Consider the following 20,058-nt stretch of genomic DNA (forward strand, 5'->3'; position numbering starts at 1 on the left):
CCTTATTTAGCTATTGTTTAAAAGTCAGTTGAATTACTTTGTAGACCGGAAACCTGAATAGTGGAGATCCTTCCGGTTTTACGATCGGTCACGTTCAGCTGAAGCTGTCCATCAGTGTTGGCGATATCAACGATAAAATCGTTGGTCACCATTCTGCCGGGTTTGCCGGTATTAATGTTGGTCAGTAACCCGCCTAAAATCTGCGACTGGATAGCCTGAGTGAAGTTGTCCAGTGCGGATGGAGTATCAACGCTAAAATCCTTTAAGCTTGGGTCCTTATAGGAGTTTTGCGCCTGCGCTTCATTCAGCAGAAAGGCGCCGTTGTTAGGGTTACCGCCAAAGTTAGGGTTACGGAACTGAAACGTCATATTTCCGGCCCAGCTTATAGGTGTTATTAGCATTATCGAAACAACTGCATATGCAATACGCATGACAGCCTCCGCATATCGGTTCGCTAGAACTCGTCTTTAGCTAAATCGCTGGTGCTTAATAGGGCTTTATCTATTTGCAGGCGATTAATAGCGTCTTCTGATTGGGCCAGTGCCAGGGCTACGTTTTTATCGAAGTCCATTTTAGTGGGGAATAAAAACGTTTGATAAATAACGTACTGATTGGCCGTTATTGTTATCCAACTTCCCCATCGTGCACTGGGCCGCTCGTTGATTGTTATATTTCCGGTATAAGTACTGTCCCATTTGTCACTGAAGGCTCGATAAAAACTGTGCCCGACCGATGAGACAGTGTGGTCTGTTAACAATCCGGGAACTTCGACCTCGACGGCCTTCAGATTCCCGGCAGCGAGCAGGAAACTCGCTGCGGCGATCCAACTCAACGTGCGCTTCATGTGATTAACGCCTGAGGTTATCGTTTGCCCACGAAACCGCCTGAGTTCGGTTTTTTACAGCTATCTTCTTGAAAAGATTATAAAGGTGCGTCTTTACCGTATTTTCGCTGATAAATAACGAACGGGCGATTTCAATATTTGAAGCACCAATGCGTAACTTATTCAGGATCTCTTTCTCACGGTGCGTGAGCAGTGCTGACTCTGAGCTGTTATAGCGATAATTTCCGGAGTGCGTGATAAGGTAGCTGGCCAGCTTTTGCGAAAAATAACACTCTCCGCGCAATATGCCTTGCAGACCCTCAACTACCCGGTCTTCTTCTTCCGTGACGTAGAACACGCCATTGATATGCGGCCAGCTTTCAATATCCCTGAAAGGATATTCATCAGGCGTATTCAATAATAGCACGCGGATATTATTGTTTTTCCTGCTTAAAATATCTTGCCAGTAATGGATGAGCTTTTTATCAGCTTCCATCATATCGAACAGAATGATGCTGCCAGGTGCAATATCATCAAAAGAACGTTGAATATTATGCAATTTCCCGTTCAGTGATAAAGATTGCTTTAAATGTTGTAATAACGCTGTCGCTTGCAAAGAAGGTTTTGTGATCAACAGTAATGTATGACCATGTAAACTATGGACTTCATTATACATGATGAAACCCCACTTTTTTTTGGCACCTGGCAGCTGTCCTCCTGTTTAATAGAGGACACCAGAAGTACTGACAGATGTTGCACTGCTGTGTGTAGAATCAGACCATAACCTCCACGGGGAGGTAAATATAAAACCAATTTCGTACATCTAATTTCAATCTAGCTTTTACGAAGTTTAAAGCAAGTGTTAAACATGTAACCGAATGTAAAAATCAATATTAATTTGTGAAAATCACTTGTGATGAATGGCGAGAAATGATGAGAAAGTTGTACATCTAAATAGAGATGCACAGTTTTTAAAAATCATACAAATATTTATATCTCATTGATTATTAGGTGTATTTATTATTTTATGCGAACGATAAAACAGTATGAGGTACAGATTATTTCTAAGCCCATAAATGCGCGGTTGTCTGGCTTAAGAAAACGGGCTTCGTGTCACGACTGTGAAAAAGTGTCCTTCTGCCGTTACGTTTAAACAACGCGGGAAGACGCGTGGACAGCCTTCGCCTCGTTGTACAACCTGATTGTTGGACAGGGGAAATAAAAAATATAAGCTGGCCTGAGTAAAGTGATTTTTGTCGTAAATTACGACTTTGTGGTGATCCGAAAAATAAAAATAAGCCGCGCGGGTGAGATATTTAAAATGTTTCAGCGGACATACTCTTCACCGTAACGACGCGTTAACACAATATGCATCGTTTTTACAAGTAACACGGTTATAGGTTATGGCGTGATTAAATAACCAGGTCCAGGGTGACAACATGAAATACACATCGTTATTTATGGTGTTTACATTACTGGGTGCGCCTGGATTTGTAACCGCAGCGAATTCAGATTTAGCCAATGCTGAATATAACTTTGCGGTTAACGAATTAAGTCTTTCATCACTCAATCAGGCAGCCATTATTGGTCAACAGGGTGTTTTTAATGACGCTCAGGTTCGCCAGGAAGGTTCAAAACTCTTGTCCATTGTTTCACAGGATGGGGCGGGCAACAGAGCAAGAGTTGATCAATCAGGGAGTTACAATATAGCCTGGATCGATCAGAGCGGTACCGCGAATGATGCAGGTATTACGCAAGAGGGATACGGTAATAGCGCGAAAATTATCCAGAAAGGGTCGGGTAATAGAGCAAATATTACGCAGTACGGTACGCAGAAAACCGCAGTTGTAGTGCAGAAACAGTCGCAAATGGCGATTAACGTTATTCAACATTAGCGCATTCGCGACGATTTTAATCAATCCGATGGGGGTTTACCATGAAATTTCTCAAAGTGGCAGCGCTTGCAGCAATCGTAGTTTCTGGTAGTGCTATGGCGGGTTCTATTAATCAGGGCGGCTGGGGCCATGGGCATGGTCATGGCGGATACAGTGGCCCAAATTCAACCCTGAATATTTATCAGGACGGTGGCGGTAACTCCGCGGTTGCTCTGCAGACAGACGCCAGAAATTCCGTGCTGAATATTACCCAGAAAGGTGGCGGTAACGGCGCTGACGTTGGTCAGGGTTCTGATGACAGTAAAATCAACCTGACCCAGAAAGGATTTGGCAACAGTGCAACACTGGATCAGTGGAACAGCAAAAAATCTGTTATGAACGTCAGCCAGTCCGGCGGCTTTAACGGCGCCCTCGTCGACCAGACTGCCTCTAACTCTACTGTCAACGTTACCCAGATTGGTTTTGGTAACCACGCGACAGCTCATCAGTACTGATACTGAAATCTGTGCTACAAAAAAACAGGGCTGATGCCCTGTTTTTTTTCGGGAGTTCATCATGAATACCTTAATTCTTCTTGCCGCGCTTTCCAGCCAGATAACTTTCAAAACGTCGCAGCAGGAAAATATGACCACCATTATTCCTCAGGTCACCCTGGCGCAGCCGTGTGATTGTCAGGTTCAGATTGTTTCCGTTCGGGAAGGGCAGGGGGGACAAAGTTCGTCCCGACAGCAAAATACCCTTTTTATACCCGCTAATCAGACGATTGATTTAATGCGCCTGAGTTTAAATATTAATGCGGGAGACACGGTAAAAATCGTTGTCACCGTTTCAGACGGTAAATCGCTTCATTTATCACAGCAGTGGTCGCCAGCGGAACGTTCGCTTTAATCATTCATGAAATCAATGTGTTGCGAATGTGGCGGGTCTGTGCCGTTGAGCTATGCTGATATCAGGGATCAGGTCATTATGTTCCTTAACGTGAGACTTCGTTTGTCATAATGAAGTGCGTTTACCCCTCAAGGACGATTTTCATTGAGGAGTACCGATAATGAACCACTCTTTCGCTCGACTCGTGACGGGTCTGGGCCTGATTGTTTCTGTTTTTAGCCTCCCGGTTTATTCGGCTACCATTGTGAACGGTGGCGTTATTCATTTTCGCGGTGCCATTGTTGCAGACCCCTGTGAAGTTACGCCGCAGCAGAGACAGTTTGCTATGTCCTGTCCGGATAATAATCGTATGCAAACGCGCATGGTCAGTTATGAAGAGGCGCTTAATGGCAAAGTGTCCGATTCAGATCTGGTGTCGCTCCGCATGAAATACCTTAACCCTGAAAAAACGCTCGCGGTTGTCGAAATCCAGTATCGATAGCGTTCTCTCTTCCGCTTTGTGCGGAAGAGGATTTTTTCTGATAGTTTTTTCTCCCGGGCAGCCCTGCGATACACTTAATAAAAAGGCGGGTTGCAGAGGGGCTTTATGAAACCGCAAATTGAAGTTATTCATGGTGATATTACGACCATGCACGTCGACGTCATCGTCAATGCGGCCAATCCCTCCCTGATGGGGGGAGGCGGTGTGGACGGGGCTATCCACCGGGCTGCAGGACCGCAGCTGTTGGAAGCCTGCAAAACCGTACGGCAACAGCAGGGCGCATGTCCTCCCGGCCATGCGGTCATTACGCTTGCGGGCGATCTGCCTGCCAAAGCGGTGATCCACGCCGTAGGGCCTGTCTGGCACGGTGGCGATCGGCACGAGGCGAGTATTCTGGAAGAGGCTTACCGGAACTGTCTGCGGCTGGCTGCCGACAACGGCTATAAAACAATGGCATTCCCGGCCATCAGTACCGGGGTGTATGGCTATCCTAAGGCGGCTGCCGCTACGATCGCCGTCGATACCGTTTACCGCTATCTGTCGCTAAAACCGATGCCTGAGAAAGTTATCTTTGTCTGTTTCGATGAAGAAACCACCCACCTTTATCAACGGTTGCTGACCCAGCGCGGGCAGGAACTGGACACCTGAAGCAAAACGCGGCGCACTGAGTGCGCCGCGGTTGTTTATGAGGCTTTTACCTGAGGTTTTCCTGAGAAGAGGAAACGGAGAAGCGGGATCCGCAGATGGATTTCATAGAGCACGATCGCAATCCCCACGACAAACACCAGACCGGTAAAGAAGCCCAGCGTGTTGGAGGCGATATGCGGGGTGATGTAAGCCCCGAAGAAGAGCGTGAGCGGGTGATGCACCAGATAAATAAACAGCGACGCATTCACGAAGTAGGTCACGCGGCTGGACTTAAAGTTCAGCAGGCGGTGGCCGAGCGCGAATACTACGTTCACCATCCATAAACCCAGCAGCATGGTGATCACGCTTTCCGTTTCGTACATCCAGGCGTCACCGCTCCCGTAGCGCTGGTTCAGCAGATAGGCCGCGAACGCGATGGCCGCACCTACAGCACACCACGGTGACGGGGTAGTAAACAGCGCTTTCAGCTTCGGGTAAATAAACGCCAGCGCGCCAATTAAAAAGAACGGAATGTAGAAAAGGGACTGCATCACCACAAAATTAAACAGGCCGTCGCTCAGTATCGGTGGATAGACGATAAACAGGATGCGTCTCACCGCGGCGTAAGCGATACCCAACAGCAAGAAGAGCACCGACAGCTTGCCCAGCGTAACGGTGGCGAAAAAGGCGTCAGCTCTCGAACTCAGGTGGTGACGCAGGCGGCTGAAAATGAACAGGCTCACCGTAGTGAGCACCACCAGGACCAGCAGGAACCACAGGTGAGACACCAGCTCCCAGACCAGCGTGTTGTACTTTTCATACAGCGACAGATTCGGCCAGTTTTCCGCTTTGCCTTTGACGTACTGCAGCATAATGAACTGAGGCAGCGTCAGCAGCGGAATCGCGGTCAGCATGGGGATCCCCACGCGCTCGACGCGCACCTTCCACCAGCGTTTAAGCGGGTATCGCAGAAACAGCATGTAAGAGAAATAGCCGGAGATGACAAAAAACACCTGCATACGGAAGGCGTGAATAAAGTCATTAAACAGCGTCAGCCACCAGGAGGGCATCTGGCTATTCACATGCCAGGTGTGGCTGGAGTAAATCAGTGATATGTGAAAAGGGATCCCCAATAGCATCAGCCATGCCCGGATCGAGTCGAGGAAATATTCACGTTCTGTTGGTGTTGTGCTCATATAACGTTGTGCATTCTCAGACTTTTCGTCTTATCCCTAAGACTCATAATGGTTACATTCGAAAGCAACCCTACACCAAGACCGACACCCTGTCTCCAGGATAAGCACGCAAAGTGAATAATGGGTTCTTTCATTTGCTTAAACCATGAGCCAGCAGCTGAACAAAGCAGTGATAATGTTGTCGGATTGCCTGAGTTTCCATTAAAATGGATCGGATCGATATAAGCACACAAAGGGGGAAGTGCTTACTTATTATGAAACATAAACCACAGATGATGAAAATGCGTTGGTTAGGTGCTGCAGTGGTGTTATCACTGTATACCTCATCGGCACTGGCCTTTAACATCGACGATGTCGCAAAACAGGCAAAATCGATGGCTGGCAAGAGCTACGAAGCGCCGAAAAGTAACTTGCCCTCCGTTTTCCGCGATATGAAATATGCGGACTATCAGCAGATCCAGTTCAATCACGACAAAGCCTACTGGAGCAACATCAAGACCCCGTTCAAGCTTGAGTTTTATCATCAGGGTATGTATTTCGACACGCCTGTTGCCATCAACGAAGTGACGGCCACAGCGGTACGTAAGATCAAATACAGCCCGGATTACTTCAATTTTGGCAATGTGCAACACGACAAAGATACGGTGAAAGACCTGGGCTTCGCAGGCTTTAAGGTGCTTTACCCGATCAACAGCAAAGATAAAAACGACGAAATCGTCAGCATGCTGGGTGCCAGCTATTTCCGCGTGATTGGCGCGGGGCAGGTATACGGGCTTTCTGCGCGCGGACTGGCGATTGATACCGCGCTGCCATCAGGTGAAGAATTCCCACGTTTCCGTGAGTTCTGGATTGAACGTCCAAAACCAACGGATAAACGTCTGACCATTTACGCGCTGCTGGATTCACCGCGTGCGACCGGCGCCTATCGCTTTGTGATTATGCCGGGTCGTGACACCGTGGTTGACGTGCAGTCCAAGGTTTACCTGCGTGATAAAGTGGGCAAACTGGGCGTTGCACCACTGACCAGCATGTTCCTGTTTGGGCCGAACCAGCCGTCTCCGGCCACTAACTTCCGCCCGGAACTGCACGACTCCAACGGTCTGTCTATTCATGCCGGTAACGGAGAGTGGATCTGGCGTCCGCTTAACAACCCGAAACATCTGGCGGTGAGCAGCTTCGCGATGGAAAACCCGCAAGGTTTTGGCCTGCTGCAGCGTGGCCGTCAGTTCTCCCGCTTTGAAGATTTGGACGACCGCTATGACCAGCGTCCAAGCGCCTGGGTCACGCCAAACGGTGACTGGGGTAAAGGTAAGGTTGAGCTGGTTGAGATTCCAACCAACGACGAAACCAACGATAACATCGTGGCTTACTGGACGCCGGATCAGCTGCCGGAAGCCGGTAAAGAGATGAACTTCAAGTACACCATCACCTTCAGCCGCGACGAAGATAAGCTGCATGCGCCGGATAACGCGTATGTGATGCAGACTCGCCGTTCAACGGGTGATGTGAAGCAGTCTAATCTTATCCGTCAGCCTGACGGTACCGTGGCCTTTGTCGTGGACTTTACAGGCCAGGATATGAAGAAACTGTCACCGGACACCGCCGTTGCCGCTCAGGCCAGCATCGGTGATAACGGTGAAATCGTTGAGAATACCGTGCGTTACAACCCGGTAACCAAAGGCTGGCGTCTGACCCTGCGCGTGAAAGTGAAAGATCCGAAACAGACCACTGAAATGCGTGCTGCGCTGGTCAGTAACGATCAGCCGCTGAGTGAAACCTGGAGCTATCAGCTACCTGCCAATGAATAATACATCTGAATATATTGATGCCATGCCGCTGACGGATATCGAAAAAGCGGCACTGCCTAAGAGCGACATCCGCGCGGTTCACACCGCGCTGGATGGTGAACATCGTCAGTTTTCCCGTGATGATGATACGCCGCTGGGGTCAGTAAAGGCACGTCTGGAGCAGGCCTGGCCGGACTCGCTGGCAGAAGGGCAGTTGATTAAAGACGACGAAGGGCGCGATCAGCTTCAGGCGATGCCGAAGGCCACGCGTTCCTCAATGTTCCCCGATCCGTGGCGCACCAACCCGGTGGGCCGCTTCTGGGATCGCCTGCGCGGGCGTGATGTGACGCCGCGCTATCTGTCACGCCTGACGAAAGAAGAGCAGGCTTCCGAACAGAAATGGCGTACCGTGGGGACCATCCGTCGCTACATCCTGCTGCTGCTGACGCTGGCGCAGACGGTCGTCGCGACCTGGTATATGAAAACCATCCTGCCGTATCAGGGCTGGGCGTTCATCAACCCGTTGGACATGATGGGCCAGGATCTCTGGGTCTCCTTCATGCAGCTGCTGCCGTATATCCTGCAGAGCGGCATCCTTCTGCTGTTCGCGGTTCTCTTCTGCTGGGTCTCGGCCGGTTTCTGGACCGCGCTGATGGGCTTCCTGCAGCTGCTGATGGGGCGTGACAAATACAGCATTTCGGCGTCAACGGTCGGGGATGAACCCCTCAATCCTGAGCACCGTACCGCGCTGATTATGCCTATCTGTAACGAAGACGTTGACCGCGTGTTTGCGGGCCTGCGTGCCACCTGGGAGTCCGTGAAGGCGACCGGCAACGCGGAGCATTTTGACGTTTACATTCTGAGCGACAGTTACAACCCGGATATCTGCGTGGCTGAACAAAAAGCGTGGATGGAGCTGATTGCAGAAGTGCAGGGCGAAGGGCAGATCTTCTACCGTCGTCGCCGCCGTCGCGTGAAGCGTAAAAGCGGTAACATCGATGACTTCTGCCGCCGCTGGGGTAACCAGTACAGCTACATGGTGGTGCTGGATGCTGACTCCGTCATGAGCGGTGACTGCCTGAGCGGTCTGGTGCGTCTGATGGAAGCCAACCCGAACGCGGGTATCATTCAGTCTTCGCCAAAAGCGTCCGGTATGGACACGCTCTATGCGCGCTGTCAGCAGTTCGCCACCCGTGTTTACGGGCCGCTGTTTACGGCGGGCCTGCACTTCTGGCAGCTGGGTGAATCCCACTACTGGGGTCACAACGCCATCATCCGCGTGAAGCCGTTCATTGAGCACTGTGCGCTGGCGCCGCTGCCGGGCGAGGGTTCGTTTGCCGGTTCTATTCTGTCACATGACTTCGTGGAAGCGGCGCTGATGCGTCGTGCTGGATGGGGCGTCTGGATTGCCTACGACCTGCCGGGATCGTACGAAGAGCTGCCGCCGAACCTGCTGGACGAGCTCAAGCGTGACCGCCGCTGGTGTCACGGTAACCTGATGAACTTCCGCCTGTTCCTGGTGAAAGGGATGCACCCGGTTCACCGCGCGGTGTTCCTGACGGGCGTGATGTCGTATCTCTCCGCACCGCTGTGGTTTATGTTCCTTGCGCTCTCCACAGCGCTGCAGGTCGTGCATGCCCTGACGGAACCGCAATACTTCCTGCAGCCGCGCCAGCTGTTCCCGGTGTGGCCGCAGTGGCGTCCGGAACTGGCGATTGCGCTGTTTGCCTCCACCATGGTGCTGCTGTTCCTGCCTAAGCTGCTCAGCATCATCCTGATCTGGTGCAAAGGCTCAAAAGAGTACGGCGGTTTCTTCCGCGTGACCCTTTCACTGCTGCTGGAAGTGCTGTTCTCCGTGCTGCTGGCACCGGTGCGTATGCTGTTCCACACCGTGTTCGTGGTCAGTGCGTTCCTGGGCTGGGAAGTGGTCTGGAACTCACCGCAGCGTGATGACGACTCCACGCCGTGGAGCGAAGCCTTTATGCGCCATGGTTCTCAGCTGCTGCTGGGTCTGGTGTGGGCGGCAGGGATGGCGTGGCTGGATCTGCGTTTCCTGTTCTGGCTGGCGCCGATTGTCTTCTCGCTGATCCTGTCGCCGTTTGTCTCCGTCATCTCCAGCCGTTCGACGGTGGGGCTGCGGACCAAACGCTGGAAGCTGTTCCTGATCCCGGAAGAGTATTCCCCGCCGCAGGTGCTGGTAGACACCGATCGTTATCTCGAGCAGAACCGCAATCGCACGCTGGATGACGGCTTTATGCACGCCGTGTTTAACCCGTCATTCAACGCCCTGGCGACGGCAATGGCGACGGCGCGTCACCGTGCCAGCCAGGTGCTGGAGATTGCCCGCGATCGTCACGTTGAGCAGGCGCTGAACGAGACCCCGGAAAAACTCAACCGTGACCGTCGTCTGGTCCTGTTGAGCGACCCGGTTACGATGGCGCGTCTTCACTACCGCGTATGGTCCGCTCCGGAGAGATACTCTTCGTGGGTAAACTACTATAAAGAACTGAAGCTGAACCCGCTGGCGTTGAAGGCGAAGTAAGTGGTTAAGTAGAGCGGGTAAGCGAAGCGCCTCCCGCCAACTAAAATACCGGCATAATCGCCGGTATTTTTTTAGAGGTTACTCATGAGAATCATCATCGTCGTTCTGATGGCATGTCTGCTCAGCGGCTGCGGCAGCATCATCAGCCGCACCATTCCAGGGCAGGGCCACGGGAATCAGTATTACCCGGGTGTGAAATGGGATCTCCGAGACTCCGCATGGCGCTACCTCACCGTGCTGGATCTGCCATTCTCGCTAATTTTCGACACGCTGCTGCTGCCGATCGATGCCAGCCACGGCCCTTACGAGTAGCGTAAATTAACGCTCGTCCCACTCATCGGCTGCGGTTTGACCTTCTTCCGTATCCAGCGGTGGCTCGAGCTGAAATTCGCCCTCATCCCACTCGTGCAATGTGTTCTCTTCCAGCCATTCCTGCCGCAGTTCGATTTCATCATAGTCGCCATCAAAGACGGCCTGCGCACCTTCACCGCTCAGGACCGGCAGGCATTCCCCTTCTTCACCTTCATCGGCAAAGAATTCGGCCTGCCACATAATATCCCCATCCTGCAGAACGTATTTCTGGATATTAAGTTGTTGCACGTCAGCATCTTCTTCTTCAACGCCGGGGTTGTCGGCGAGGAACTCTTCACGAGCGGCATCAATAGCTTCTTCCAGCGTGGCGTACATGGTCATTGGTGTCTCCCTGTTTTCCAGAAGGTTTCAGGGAAAGAATAGCTGAATATCCGATTCTGCAAGTATGAATGCGAAAATAAGCGTCAGGCGTTCGTCTTATTCCGCCACTGGCCGTAGCGCGCGGGATAAACTGAACCACGAATAAATTGCATTAAACAGTACCACGCCCGCCGTCACGATAAAGACGGCGCGAAAACCGAAGCTGGCGGAGATGCTCGCCCCGAGAAGCGGTCCGGTGACGTTACCGATGTCGCGAAATGACTGGTTATAGCTGAAGATCCGCCCGGCAATCTGGTTCGTGGAGTTGTAAACCAGCAGGGTCTGTACGGCGGGCAGCAAGGCCCCGTCTGCGGCACCAAGCAAAAAGCGAAGTAAGCCCAGCTGCCACGGAGAGTGCACCATCGACATGGGGATCAGCAGCAGGACGGAGATCACCAGCGCACAGATCAGAATTTTTTCCGGACCGACGCGGTCCCCCAGTTTCCCCAGCCTCGGCGCGCTAAGCAGCGCCGCCACCCCGGGCACGGAGGCGATCAGCCCGCTGATAAACGCGATATTGCTGACGTTCCCCGCCAGATCGCGAACGTACAGCGTGAGGATAGGGGCAATCGATCCGGTTGCGACCTGAATAATCAGGGTCGTCACGAACAGGCTCAGCACCAGTCTGGGATTTTTAAGCGAGGTCAGCACCTCCCTGGCGTGTAGCATCTCTTTCTTCGCAACGGGCGTGAAGTTTTCCCGAATACAGAGCAGGGTGACAACAAAGCACAGGAACAGCACGCAGGCGGTGATAAAGAACACCGGACGCAGGCCATAGCTATCGGCCATGAGTCCGCCGGCCAGTGGACCCAGCAGGGCACCGCTTACGCCGCCGGTTGAGAGCGTGCCCAGCGCCCAGCCGCTCTTATGGCGAGGAATTTGCGTGGCAATCAGGGCATTGGCATTGGGAATAAATCCTCCCAGCAAACCCAGCAACGCGCGCAAAATCAGGAACTGCCAGACGTTCTGCGCCACGCCCATCAGCGCCATGATAATGGCCATCCCCAGCGCCGAGCGCAGCAGCATGATTTTACGCCCCTTGCGGTCGGCAAGGCCGCCCCAGAAGGGCGAGGCTATCGCGGAGAACAGGAACGTGATGCTGAATACCAGGCCGGACCACATATTGAGCGCGCTATGGCCCGTCACGCCCAGCTGTTCAACATAGAGCGGCAGAAAAGGCATGACCAGGCTAAACGCCGCGCCGGTGAGAAAACAGCCAAGCCACGCAACCGTGAGGTTACGCTTCCAGTTTATGGGGGCATCTGAAGGTGACATAACAATCCGCATAATGAGGTGCTGAGCACCTGAAGCAAGAAGTAATAAGCCTGCTAATTATGCGCCTGGGTTATGATTGCCGCAATGAGGGGGAGCTTTTAAAGCTAAAACAGGATGCGACCCTGAGGATCGCATCCTGAAAATCAATAGCGGGACGGCGTGCCTTTTGGCCGCGTTTTAAAGCGGCGGTGCAACCACATGTACTGCTCGGGTGCGAGCATGATGCATTTCTCTACGATACCGTTCATCCAGCGCGCGGTGGTTTCTGCATCGTCAAGCGGCGGCGCGAGTTCCGGTTCCAGCATCATCAACTCGTAGCCCGAACCGTCAGGCTTGCGGCGGGGAACAAAGGGTACGATGGCGGATTTGGACATCCGCGCCAGCATCCAGGTGCCGGTGGTTGTGGCGGCCTCTTCAACGGCGAAGAAGGGGACAAAAACGCTGGCCTGTGGGCCATAGTCGTGGTCGGGGGCATACCAGACCACTTCGCCGGATTTCAGCGCACGGATCATTCCCTTCAGATCTTTACGGTCGATCATGCTTTTGTTGGAGCGCATGCGGCCGTTGGTCTGGATTAAATCGATGACCGGGTTATCGTTAGGGCGATAAACGCCAATGCCGGGCGCCTGCATGCCGAACATACGCGCCCCGATTTCGAGCGTCAGAAAATGGACGCCGATCAGCAGAACGCCCGTCTGGTTGGCCTGAAGCGTATGCACGGGATCCATGCCGGTTCCCGTTACCTCGCTCCAGCGGGCCATGCGTTTGTCCGGCCAGAACCACGCCATGCCGGTTTCCATAAGGCCCATCCCAACGGATTCGAAGTTCTTCGCGACCATATTGTGACGCTCTGAGTCGCTCATCTGCGGAAAACACAGCTCAAGGTTGCGGTACGCGATTCTGGCGCGACGCTTCATAAACAGTTGTGCGAAACGGCCCAGAAATTTACCCAACCGAAAAATAACAGGGTAGGGAAGCTGTACCAGAAGCCATAAAAAGCCGATGCCAAGCCAGGTCAACCAATAGCGGGGATGCAAAAGGGCGGCAGTAAATTTTGGTAACTGGGTCATGTCTTTCCTGTGTTCAAACGTCCTGTTTCGCTAGTGTCTCATTTTTTGAGGCGTAGCCAAAATATCTGCTTTCGAAGCGTGCACGAATACAGCAATTGTTAATCCTGATTAATCAGGGTGTGTGAAATGTAGCGTAAATTGTGTGGATGTAAATTGGTTTTGTTTGCTATATGATGCCGACCGATTTTTCATTCTCTCTAACGACTCCAGGACTGTACACCATGCCAGTGTTACACAACCGCGTTTCGAACGAGATGTTAAAAGCGCGTATGTTGGCTGAAACCGAACCGCGCACAACCATCTCATTCTATAAATACTTCACGATCGACGATCCGCAGGCGACCCGAGATGCGCTTTATCAGGCGTTCACGGCGCTGAACGTCTTCGGCCGCGTCTACCTTGCCCGTGAAGGCATCAACGCGCAGATTAGCGTACCGGAAAGCAAAGTCAGCGCCTTCCGCGACGTACTTTATCAATTTGACCCGGCCCTTAACGGCTTACGCCTGAACATTGCCCTGGATGATGACGGGAAATCCTTCTGGGTGCTGCGCATGAAGGTGCGTGAACGCATCGTGGCGGACGGTATCGACGATCCGGAGTTTAACCCGGCGGACGTCGGTGAATATCTGAAGGCGGCGGAAGTGAATGCGATGCTGGACGATCCGGATGCCGTGTTCATCGATATGCGTAACCACTATGAGTATGAAGTGGGGCATTTCGAGAATGCGATGGAGATTCCTGCTGATACCTTCCGCGAGCAGTTGCCGAAAGCGGTTGAGATGATGCAGGAGCATAAAGATAAAAAGATCGTTATGTACTGCACCGGCGGTATCCGCTGTGAGAAAGCCAGCGCGTGGATGAAGCACAACGGCTTCAATAAAGTCTGGCACATTGAAGGCGGCATTATTGAGTACGCTCGCCGCGCCCGTGAACAGGGGCTGCCGGTACGCTTTATCGGGAAAAACTTTGTCTTTGACGAGCGTATGGGTGAACGTATTTCGGATGACGTCATCGCCCAGTGCCACCAGTGCGGCGCGCCGTGCGATACCCACACCAACTGCAAAAACGACGGTTGTCATCTGCTGTTCATTCAGTGCCCGGCCTGTGCCGAGAAGTTTAACGGTTGCTGCAGCGAGCTGTGCAGTGAAGAGAGCATCCTGCCGGAAGAAGAGCAGCGTCGCCGTCGCGCAGGACGTGAAAACGGCAACAAGATTTTCAATAAATCTCGCGGTCGTCTGAATACCAAACTGGGTATCCCTGACCCGGAATGATAATAACGCCCGGCACGGCAAAAGCCTGCCGGGCGAAGTTATTATGATTTCTGCTGTACACCTTCAACGGAAATAATCAGCTCCACGTCCTGAGACGCCGGGCCTAAATCCGTTGTGATGTTAAAATCTTTCAGGTGAATTTTCCCTGCCGCTTCGAAGCCTGCGCGTTTACCGCCCCACGGATCGTCACCCTGGCCCAGTAATTTCGCATCAAGCGTGACCGGTTTGGTTACGCCGTTAAGCGTCAGGTTGCCGGTAATATTCAGCTTATCACCCTCTTTCTTCACCTCAGTAGAAGTGAAGGTCGCCTGCGGGAATTTCGCGACGTTGAGGAATTCCCCACTGCGCAGATGTTTATCGCGCTCTGCGTGGTTCGTGTCGACGCTGTTCGTATTAATGGTCACATTGACTTTATCGGCTGCGGGATTTTTTTCGTCAAAGGTGAATGTGCCGTCAAAATCCTTAAAGGTGCCGTACAGCCAGCTATATCCCAGGTGCTGAATACGGAAATTGACGAAAGCGTGCTGGCCCTCTTTATCTATTTTATAATCCGCCGCCACGGCGGAGCCGGCGGTGAATAACAAAGAACCCAGTGCGATACCCAGCAGGTGTTTTTTCATTTTATGCTCCAGAGTCAACTGACGAGCGGCCAAGCATGCGCTTTAGCGTATCGTCTTTATCAATAAAATGGTGTTTAAGGGCGGCAAGCCCGTGCAGCACGGACAGAATCACCACGCTCCAGGCGAGCCAGAGGTGAACAACCCCCGCCGTGTCGGCCTGAACGCCGGCATCGCTAAGGGTTGCCGGAACCTCGAACAGGCCAAAAACGTTAATCGGCTTACCGTCAGCCGTCGAAATAAGATAGCCGCTAATCAGGATGGCAAACAGCAGCGCATAAAGGGCAATATGCGCGGCGACTGCGCTGACGCGGGTAAATTTGCTGTGAGTCTTTTGCGCGCCGGGCGGTGGGGAAATGTGCCGCCAGATCACGCGGAAAACCAGCCCCAGCATCAGCAGGACACCAATACTTTTATGCAATTCCGGCGCCTGGTGATACCAGCCATCGTAATAGCTGAGCGTGACCATCCAGAGTCCAAGTCCAAACATACCGTAGACGGCAAGAGCAAATATCCAGTGCAAAGCTATGGATATTATTCCGTAGCGCCGGGAAGAGTTACGCCATTGCATCAGAATGTCCATTTTCAAATTAACCGAAGGGTAAAAATGAACGGGAAGGCGGGATATTGCAACTGAAAAAATTGGCTATTGATTTTTATTTTATTTATTTCAGCAATTTTGAAAAGGATCGCTAACGCTAATTCAATCTCTTCGTGCAAGATGAAATTATAAGTTTCAATAAAGATAAATTAACGTCAATTATTGTCAGTAAGGCTTTTCAATAAAATACAATGTAAACAAAATCAATAATGGCCAGCAGCGCCCACAATAAGAGATAGAGCATAAAATGCTCGCGAATATTATTCATCAGAAAGCTAACGATCTTGCGCATAACGCCCCAACATGCGGTGTGAATGAAGCGGGCCCCGTGACCTCCGGCGCCCGTGCGGATTATCCGTTAAAACGCGAGAGGGAGAAGGGCGTCAGATCAAACTGCGGCGCAATGCCCTGGGCAAACTGCGCGGCGATTTCACCCAGAACGGAAGCAAACTTAAAGCCGTGGCCGCTCAGTCCAGTGATGAGCAGGGTGTTGTCATGCCCCGGCAGCGTATCAATGATAAAGTCTTCATCCGGCGTATTGTCGTAGGTACAGGCCGCGCCATACAGCAAGCCACCGACGCCCGGAAGAATAGTGCGCAGGAACGAGAAGGCCTCTGAACCATCCTGTGGGAAGGCGCCGAAAGGTTTACGCTCTTCAGGGGAGGAGATCGCCTGGCCGCCGTTGTGTTTACCGATTTTCAGCGCGTCTTTTTCTGACGGGAAGCCGTAGAACTGGTCGCCGTTGGGTAATTCGCCGGTGAAGGCCGGGAATTTATTCTGGGCGCTGTAACGGCCATCCGACTGGAACCAGGAGAAGACCTTGCGCACCGGCTGGATCGGCAGATCGGGCAGCAGGCGGGTAACCCAGGTACCTGCGCTGACCAGCAGGCGGGACGCTGAATAATCGCCGTCAATAGTGGTGACCGTGATGCCATTATCATCATGGGTGATGGCCTCTACCGGACAGTTGAATAGCTGCGCGCAGCCTGCCTTCGCAGCAAGCTCGATCCAGGTTTTGATCGCCGTTTCGCAATGGAGCACCCCGGAGTGGGCTTCAAAGAGGCCAATATAATCGTCCGGGACGGTAATTTCGGGCCAGCGTGCGGTAATGCCCGTCGCGTCCAGCTTCTCAACGTCCAGATTAAACGCTTTCGCGCTGCGTTCGACGCCAGCGAGAAACGCAGAATGTGCCGGGCCCAGGTTGATGACGCCCGTACGCTCGAAAATACGATCTTCGGTCTGTTTCGCCAGTTCATCCCACAGCGTCTGGGCGCGAAGCACCAGCGGAACGTAGCGTTCACCTTCACCGTACGCATGGCGGATGAGGCGGGTATCGCCATGATGGCTGCCTTCCGCATGAGGAGGCAGATGGCTATCGATCATCAGAACCTTCAGACCAGCCTGTGTTGCGTAATAGCCTGCGGCAGATCCTACGGAGCCGCTGCCAATAATGATTAAGTCGTATCTCATATGCATCTCATAAACTGATGTTTTGTTAGCAGAGTAATTAACAACGCGGGGTTAGACAAGGGAGAAATAAATAAGGCACCGCGAGGGTGCCTGTAGAGAGAAAAGTGGGCATAAGCTTAGTGCCGTTTATACTCATTTTCCTGGTAGTCGCCAGATTCTATTTTTGCAATACCTGCTTCTAAAATAGAAATAAACTGACGGGCGACGTCTGTTGTTAGCCACAGCGTCTGTCCAACTTCCGCTTCTTCACGGTTGAGTTGATTTGGGGTCTGGTAGTGCAAACGCAGCATCAGCGCATCGTAGCTATCTACGGTACTGATATCCCAGCCAACAAGTGGGTGGGTCTGGATGACTTCACTATTCTTTTCCATTATAACCCCCTTAATGCGTGTTAGAAGACAACGGCTTTGAGGTTCAATGCATGTTTTTCTGAAAGCAACTTCAGTATACCAAGTAATAAGGGTTCCGAAGGGAAAAATAAACAGGTGGCAACACATTTTTCTGCTTTTTAGGATTGTTCGAACAATAAAACACCATCTCGTTCACGATTTTTAAAGAAGATGCCGAATTATTTTGAACTTACAGGATTATGAGGCAAAAAAAAGCCGGGGCGACCCGGCAAAAAAACACAATGAGGGAGCAGTGTTAATCCGTGATGAACCAGTCGTCAGCGCTTTCCCACGTTTCCTGGAGGATTTCGCTGATGCGATCTTTATCTTCTTTTGCGGCGCCAATGACGGAGAGGTTGTTCGCCGCGGCGTAACGCACCGTGACGGCACCCGCGTTGTCGGGAAAGGTGTTGTTAATACGACGGGATAATTCGCCTGCCAGTGCATCAAGCGCGCCGGCAGGCAGAACGGTAGTTTTGGCTATGGTGACTTCAATACGCATAAATGCCCCCTGTGTAATATACTGTTTATTTATACAGGTATATAATCAGTTTGACAACAAGGGGCACTGATTTTTTAACGTTTTACCGTCCAGCTTACGGTTTCACCCGCCAGGAAGGGAATCAGCGTGTCGTCCGTCAGCGCAATGGACTCCTCAACGTGGCTCGCTTTACGCTCCAGTTCGATGAAGGTGTCGTTGACCGGCAGGCCGTAGAAGCGCGGGCCGTTAAGGGAGCAGAATGCTTCGAAATGTTCCAGCGCGTTCATCTCTTCAAACACGGTTGCGTAGCTGGCAAGCGCCGTTGGGGCGTTGAAGCAGCCCGCGCAGCCGCAGCTTGCCTCTTTACGATGGCGGCCGTGAGGCGCGGAATCGGTACCGAGGAACGCGCGGGAGAACCCGCTGGCGACCAGCTCGCGCAGCGCCTGCTGGTGGATGTTGCGCTTAAGAATAGGCAGGCAGTAGAGGTGAGGGCGCACCCCGCCCACCAGCATGTGGTTACGGTTAAACATCAGGTGCTGTGGCGTAATGGTGGCGGCGATAAGATCGTTGCCGTCACGCACGTACTCTGCCGCGTCTTTGGTGGTGATATGCTCGAAGACCACCTTCAGCGCGGGCAGGCGCTGGCGCAAAGGCTCCATCACGGTCTCGATAAAACGGGCTTCGCGGTCGAAGATATCAATCTCGGCATGCGTTACTTCGCCGTGAACCAGCAGCGGCATACCCAGTTTCTGCATGCGTTCCAGCACCGGCATAATGGCATCAATGCTGGTGACGCCGTGGCTGGAGTTGGTGGTGGCATTCGCCGGGTAGAGTTTCGCTGCCGTAAAGACGCCTTCGTTAAACCCGCGCTCCACTTCGTTCGGATCCAGTGAATCGGTCAGATAGCAGGTCATCAACGGGGTAAAATCGTGTCCCGCAGGAACGGCGTCGAGAATGCGCTGGCGATAGGCTATCGCGGCATCGACGGTGGTGACTGGTGGCACCAGGTTAGGCATGACAATCGCGCGGCCATAAATTTCGCTGGTATAAGGCACGACGGTTTTCAGCATATCGCCATCACGCAGATGGATATGCCAGTCGTCAGGGCGGCGGATTTTAAGAACCTGGGGTTGTGCAGTCATGGAAGCTCCGGCTTGTCAGGAATCAGTCATAAGGATGGCTGTTTTTGCCGGACACAAATCATAAGCGGAAACGTTTTCGTTTGCACACTTTTCCGTGAAAAAAAAGGGCGCCTCAGCGCCCTTCAGGTTAATCGGTGAAAGGAATGATAATTTCGCCCGGTTTCACCTCTATACCTTTTGCATATTTTTTCGCCAGAGCTTCACCCTTGCTTTTGTCTTCACTTAAGACGTACGCGGGCTGCTGGTTAAAGTAATTCCGCAGCGACTGATTCAGATAGGGCATGAGGGTTTGCAGAACTGGCGCCATCTTGTCCGGAGACACCTTCGCGTCGACCACTTCCATCTCCTGCAGGAAAATCGCCCCTTTCTCTTTGTTGAAAACAGGGAGTGCCTTCAGCTTGAGCTTGATGTTGGCTTTCTGATTGCCAAAAAGGGAGGACATATCGAGGTCCGCATCACCGGCCAGGGTGACTTTGTTTGGCTCTTCACGTCCGATTTGACTGGTGAGGTTTGTGAGCACGATATGCGCATCGGCAAGACCCGGTACGCCAATGTCTTTCGAGAAATTGTTATGTTTTTCCAGCGCCTGATTAATTTCCTGTTCACTGACGGTGTATTGCGTGAGCTGGTTACAGCCAACCAGCAGGCCGCTGACAATCAATGCCGCGGCTAAGACAATTTTCTTCATAGTGTTCCTCAACGAAAAATCGGCGCTTCTGTCCTGTTACGCCAGTATGTCAGCGTGAATGGGCAGAAACCAGCAGAAAAAAC

At 52.2% G+C, this 20,058-nt stretch carries 24 protein-coding genes; 9 read left to right on the plus strand and 15 right to left on the minus strand.

Annotation, left to right across the window (positions count from 1 at the left end):
* Window positions 1–17 precede the first annotated feature (17 nt).
* The 3 genes from csgF to csgD are packed head-to-tail and all read right to left on the minus strand — an operon-like array spanning window position 18 to window position 1,499.
* Window positions 18–431, minus strand: a complete 414-nt coding sequence (csgF, locus tag BFV67_RS07860; protein WP_008500846.1) for a curli production assembly/transport protein CsgF — start codon at window positions 429–431, stop codon at window positions 18–20.
* A gap of 23 nt (window positions 432–454) precedes the next feature.
* Window positions 455–844, minus strand: coding sequence for a curli production assembly/transport protein CsgE (gene csgE / locus BFV67_RS07865; protein ID WP_008500845.1), 390 nt, complete (start codon window positions 842–844; stop codon window positions 455–457).
* A gap of 4 nt (window positions 845–848) precedes the next feature.
* Window positions 849–1,499 carry a biofilm master transcriptional regulator CsgD gene (csgD, locus tag BFV67_RS07870; protein WP_021240790.1) on the minus strand — a complete coding sequence of 217 codons (651 nt, stop codon included), beginning with the start codon at window positions 1,497–1,499 and terminating at the stop codon, window positions 849–851.
* Between the two features lie 763 nt (window positions 1,500–2,262).
* Here csgD and csgB point away from each other — a divergent pair.
* The 5 genes from csgB to ymdB all read left to right on the plus strand — a co-directional run bounded on the left by csgB (window position 2,263) and on the right by ymdB (window position 4,735).
* Window positions 2,263–2,718, plus strand: a complete 456-nt coding sequence (gene csgB / locus BFV67_RS07875) for a curli minor subunit CsgB (protein WP_008500843.1) — start codon at window positions 2,263–2,265, stop codon at window positions 2,716–2,718.
* A gap of 41 nt (window positions 2,719–2,759) precedes the next feature.
* Window positions 2,760–3,212, plus strand: a complete 453-nt coding sequence (csgA, locus tag BFV67_RS07880; protein WP_008500842.1) for a curli major subunit CsgA — start codon at window positions 2,760–2,762, stop codon at window positions 3,210–3,212.
* A 61-nt stretch (window positions 3,213–3,273) separates the two neighbouring features.
* Window positions 3,274–3,606, plus strand: a complete 333-nt coding sequence (csgC, locus tag BFV67_RS07885) for a curli assembly chaperone CsgC (RefSeq protein WP_023343744.1) — start codon at window positions 3,274–3,276, stop codon at window positions 3,604–3,606.
* Window positions 3,607–3,766: 160 nt separating this feature from the next.
* The gene (locus BFV67_RS07890; protein WP_008500840.1) at window positions 3,767–4,087 is read left to right on the plus strand and encodes a type 1 fimbrial protein; all 321 of its coding nucleotides are present in this window, start codon (window positions 3,767–3,769) and stop codon (window positions 4,085–4,087) included.
* Window positions 4,088–4,192: 105 nt separating this feature from the next.
* Window positions 4,193–4,735 carry an O-acetyl-ADP-ribose deacetylase gene (gene ymdB / locus BFV67_RS07895; protein WP_069598114.1) on the plus strand — a complete coding sequence of 181 codons (543 nt, stop codon included), beginning with the start codon at window positions 4,193–4,195 and terminating at the stop codon, window positions 4,733–4,735.
* 35 nt (window positions 4,736–4,770) lie between these two features.
* On the opposite strand, the gene mdoC is transcribed toward ymdB, so the two are convergent.
* Window positions 4,771–5,910 carry a glucans biosynthesis protein MdoC gene (gene mdoC, locus BFV67_RS07900; protein WP_008500838.1) on the minus strand — a complete coding sequence of 380 codons (1,140 nt, stop codon included), beginning with the start codon at window positions 5,908–5,910 and terminating at the stop codon, window positions 4,771–4,773.
* Window positions 5,911–6,164: 254 nt separating this feature from the next.
* On the opposite strand from mdoC, the gene mdoG reads away from it, so the two are divergent.
* The 3 genes from mdoG to BFV67_RS07915 all read left to right on the plus strand — a co-directional run bounded on the left by mdoG (window position 6,165) and on the right by BFV67_RS07915 (window position 10,551).
* Entirely contained in the window at window positions 6,165–7,718 is a 1,554-nt protein-coding gene (gene mdoG / locus BFV67_RS07905; protein WP_021240787.1) for a glucans biosynthesis protein MdoG, read from the plus strand.
* A complete protein-coding gene (gene mdoH / locus BFV67_RS07910) occupies window positions 7,711–10,239 on the plus strand; it encodes a glucans biosynthesis glucosyltransferase MdoH (RefSeq protein WP_069598115.1) in 2,529 nt (842 codons plus the stop codon). Before mdoG ends, mdoH begins: the two co-directional genes overlap by 8 nt.
* An 84-nt stretch (window positions 10,240–10,323) precedes the next feature.
* The gene (locus BFV67_RS07915) at window positions 10,324–10,551 is read left to right on the plus strand and encodes a YceK/YidQ family lipoprotein (RefSeq protein WP_008500835.1); all 228 of its coding nucleotides are present in this window, start codon (window positions 10,324–10,326) and stop codon (window positions 10,549–10,551) included.
* Window positions 10,552–10,557: 6 nt separating this feature from the next.
* Here BFV67_RS07915 and BFV67_RS07920 read toward each other — a convergent pair whose 3' ends face one another.
* The 3 genes from BFV67_RS07920 to BFV67_RS07930 form a co-directional block, all read right to left on the minus strand.
* Entirely contained in the window at window positions 10,558–10,932 is a 375-nt protein-coding gene (locus tag BFV67_RS07920; protein WP_008500834.1) for a MysB family protein, read from the minus strand.
* Between the two features lie 96 nt (window positions 10,933–11,028).
* Complete coding sequence (gene mdtG / locus BFV67_RS07925; protein WP_021240779.1) at window positions 11,029–12,246, minus strand: multidrug efflux MFS transporter MdtG; 1,218 nt, start codon at window positions 12,244–12,246, stop codon at window positions 11,029–11,031.
* A 143-nt stretch (window positions 12,247–12,389) separates the two neighbouring features.
* A complete protein-coding gene (locus tag BFV67_RS07930; protein ID WP_069598116.1) occupies window positions 12,390–13,316 on the minus strand; it encodes a Kdo(2)-lipid IV(A) acyltransferase in 927 nt (308 codons plus the stop codon).
* A 221-nt stretch (window positions 13,317–13,537) separates the two neighbouring features.
* On the opposite strand from BFV67_RS07930, the gene trhO reads away from it, so the two are divergent.
* On the plus strand, window positions 13,538–14,587 hold the full coding sequence (gene trhO, locus BFV67_RS07935) for an oxygen-dependent tRNA uridine(34) hydroxylase TrhO (RefSeq protein WP_008500831.1): 1,050 nt from the start codon (window positions 13,538–13,540) through the stop codon (window positions 14,585–14,587).
* Window positions 14,588–14,628: 41 nt separating this feature from the next.
* Here trhO and BFV67_RS07940 read toward each other — a convergent pair whose 3' ends face one another.
* The 8 genes from BFV67_RS07940 to BFV67_RS07980 form a co-directional block, all read right to left on the minus strand.
* Window positions 14,629–15,207: a YceI family protein gene (locus BFV67_RS07940; protein ID WP_008500830.1), complete on the minus strand. Its 579-nt coding sequence runs from the start codon at window positions 15,205–15,207 to the stop codon at window positions 14,629–14,631.
* Between the two features lies 1 nt (window position 15,208).
* Window positions 15,209–15,775 (minus strand): cytochrome b, encoded by a 567-nt coding sequence (locus BFV67_RS07945; protein WP_069598117.1) that lies wholly within the window; start codon window positions 15,773–15,775, stop codon window positions 15,209–15,211.
* A 208-nt stretch (window positions 15,776–15,983) separates the two neighbouring features.
* Window positions 15,984–16,097 carry a DUF2770 family protein gene (locus tag BFV67_RS07955; RefSeq protein WP_021240776.1) on the minus strand — a complete coding sequence of 38 codons (114 nt, stop codon included), beginning with the start codon at window positions 16,095–16,097 and terminating at the stop codon, window positions 15,984–15,986.
* Window positions 16,098–16,156: 59 nt separating this feature from the next.
* Window positions 16,157–17,275 (minus strand): N-methyl-L-tryptophan oxidase, encoded by a 1,119-nt coding sequence (solA, locus tag BFV67_RS07960; RefSeq protein ID WP_069598118.1) that lies wholly within the window; start codon window positions 17,273–17,275, stop codon window positions 16,157–16,159.
* Window positions 17,276–17,391: 116 nt separating this feature from the next.
* Window positions 17,392–17,646, minus strand: a complete 255-nt coding sequence (bssS, locus tag BFV67_RS07965; protein WP_008500827.1) for a biofilm formation regulator BssS — start codon at window positions 17,644–17,646, stop codon at window positions 17,392–17,394.
* A gap of 274 nt (window positions 17,647–17,920) precedes the next feature.
* Window positions 17,921–18,166, minus strand: coding sequence for a DNA damage-inducible protein I (gene dinI / locus BFV67_RS07970; RefSeq protein WP_008500826.1), 246 nt, complete (start codon window positions 18,164–18,166; stop codon window positions 17,921–17,923).
* Between the two features lie 74 nt (window positions 18,167–18,240).
* Entirely contained in the window at window positions 18,241–19,287 is a 1,047-nt protein-coding gene (pyrC, locus tag BFV67_RS07975; protein ID WP_069598119.1) for a dihydroorotase, read from the minus strand.
* 127 nt (window positions 19,288–19,414) lie between these two features.
* On the minus strand, window positions 19,415–19,975 hold the full coding sequence (locus tag BFV67_RS07980; protein WP_008500824.1) for a lipoprotein: 561 nt from the start codon (window positions 19,973–19,975) through the stop codon (window positions 19,415–19,417).
* Between the last annotated feature and the right edge of the window lie 83 nt (window positions 19,976–20,058).

Source organism: Enterobacter roggenkampii, from assembly GCF_001729805.1.
Taxonomy (GTDB): Bacteria; Pseudomonadota; Gammaproteobacteria; order Enterobacterales; family Enterobacteriaceae; genus Enterobacter; species Enterobacter roggenkampii.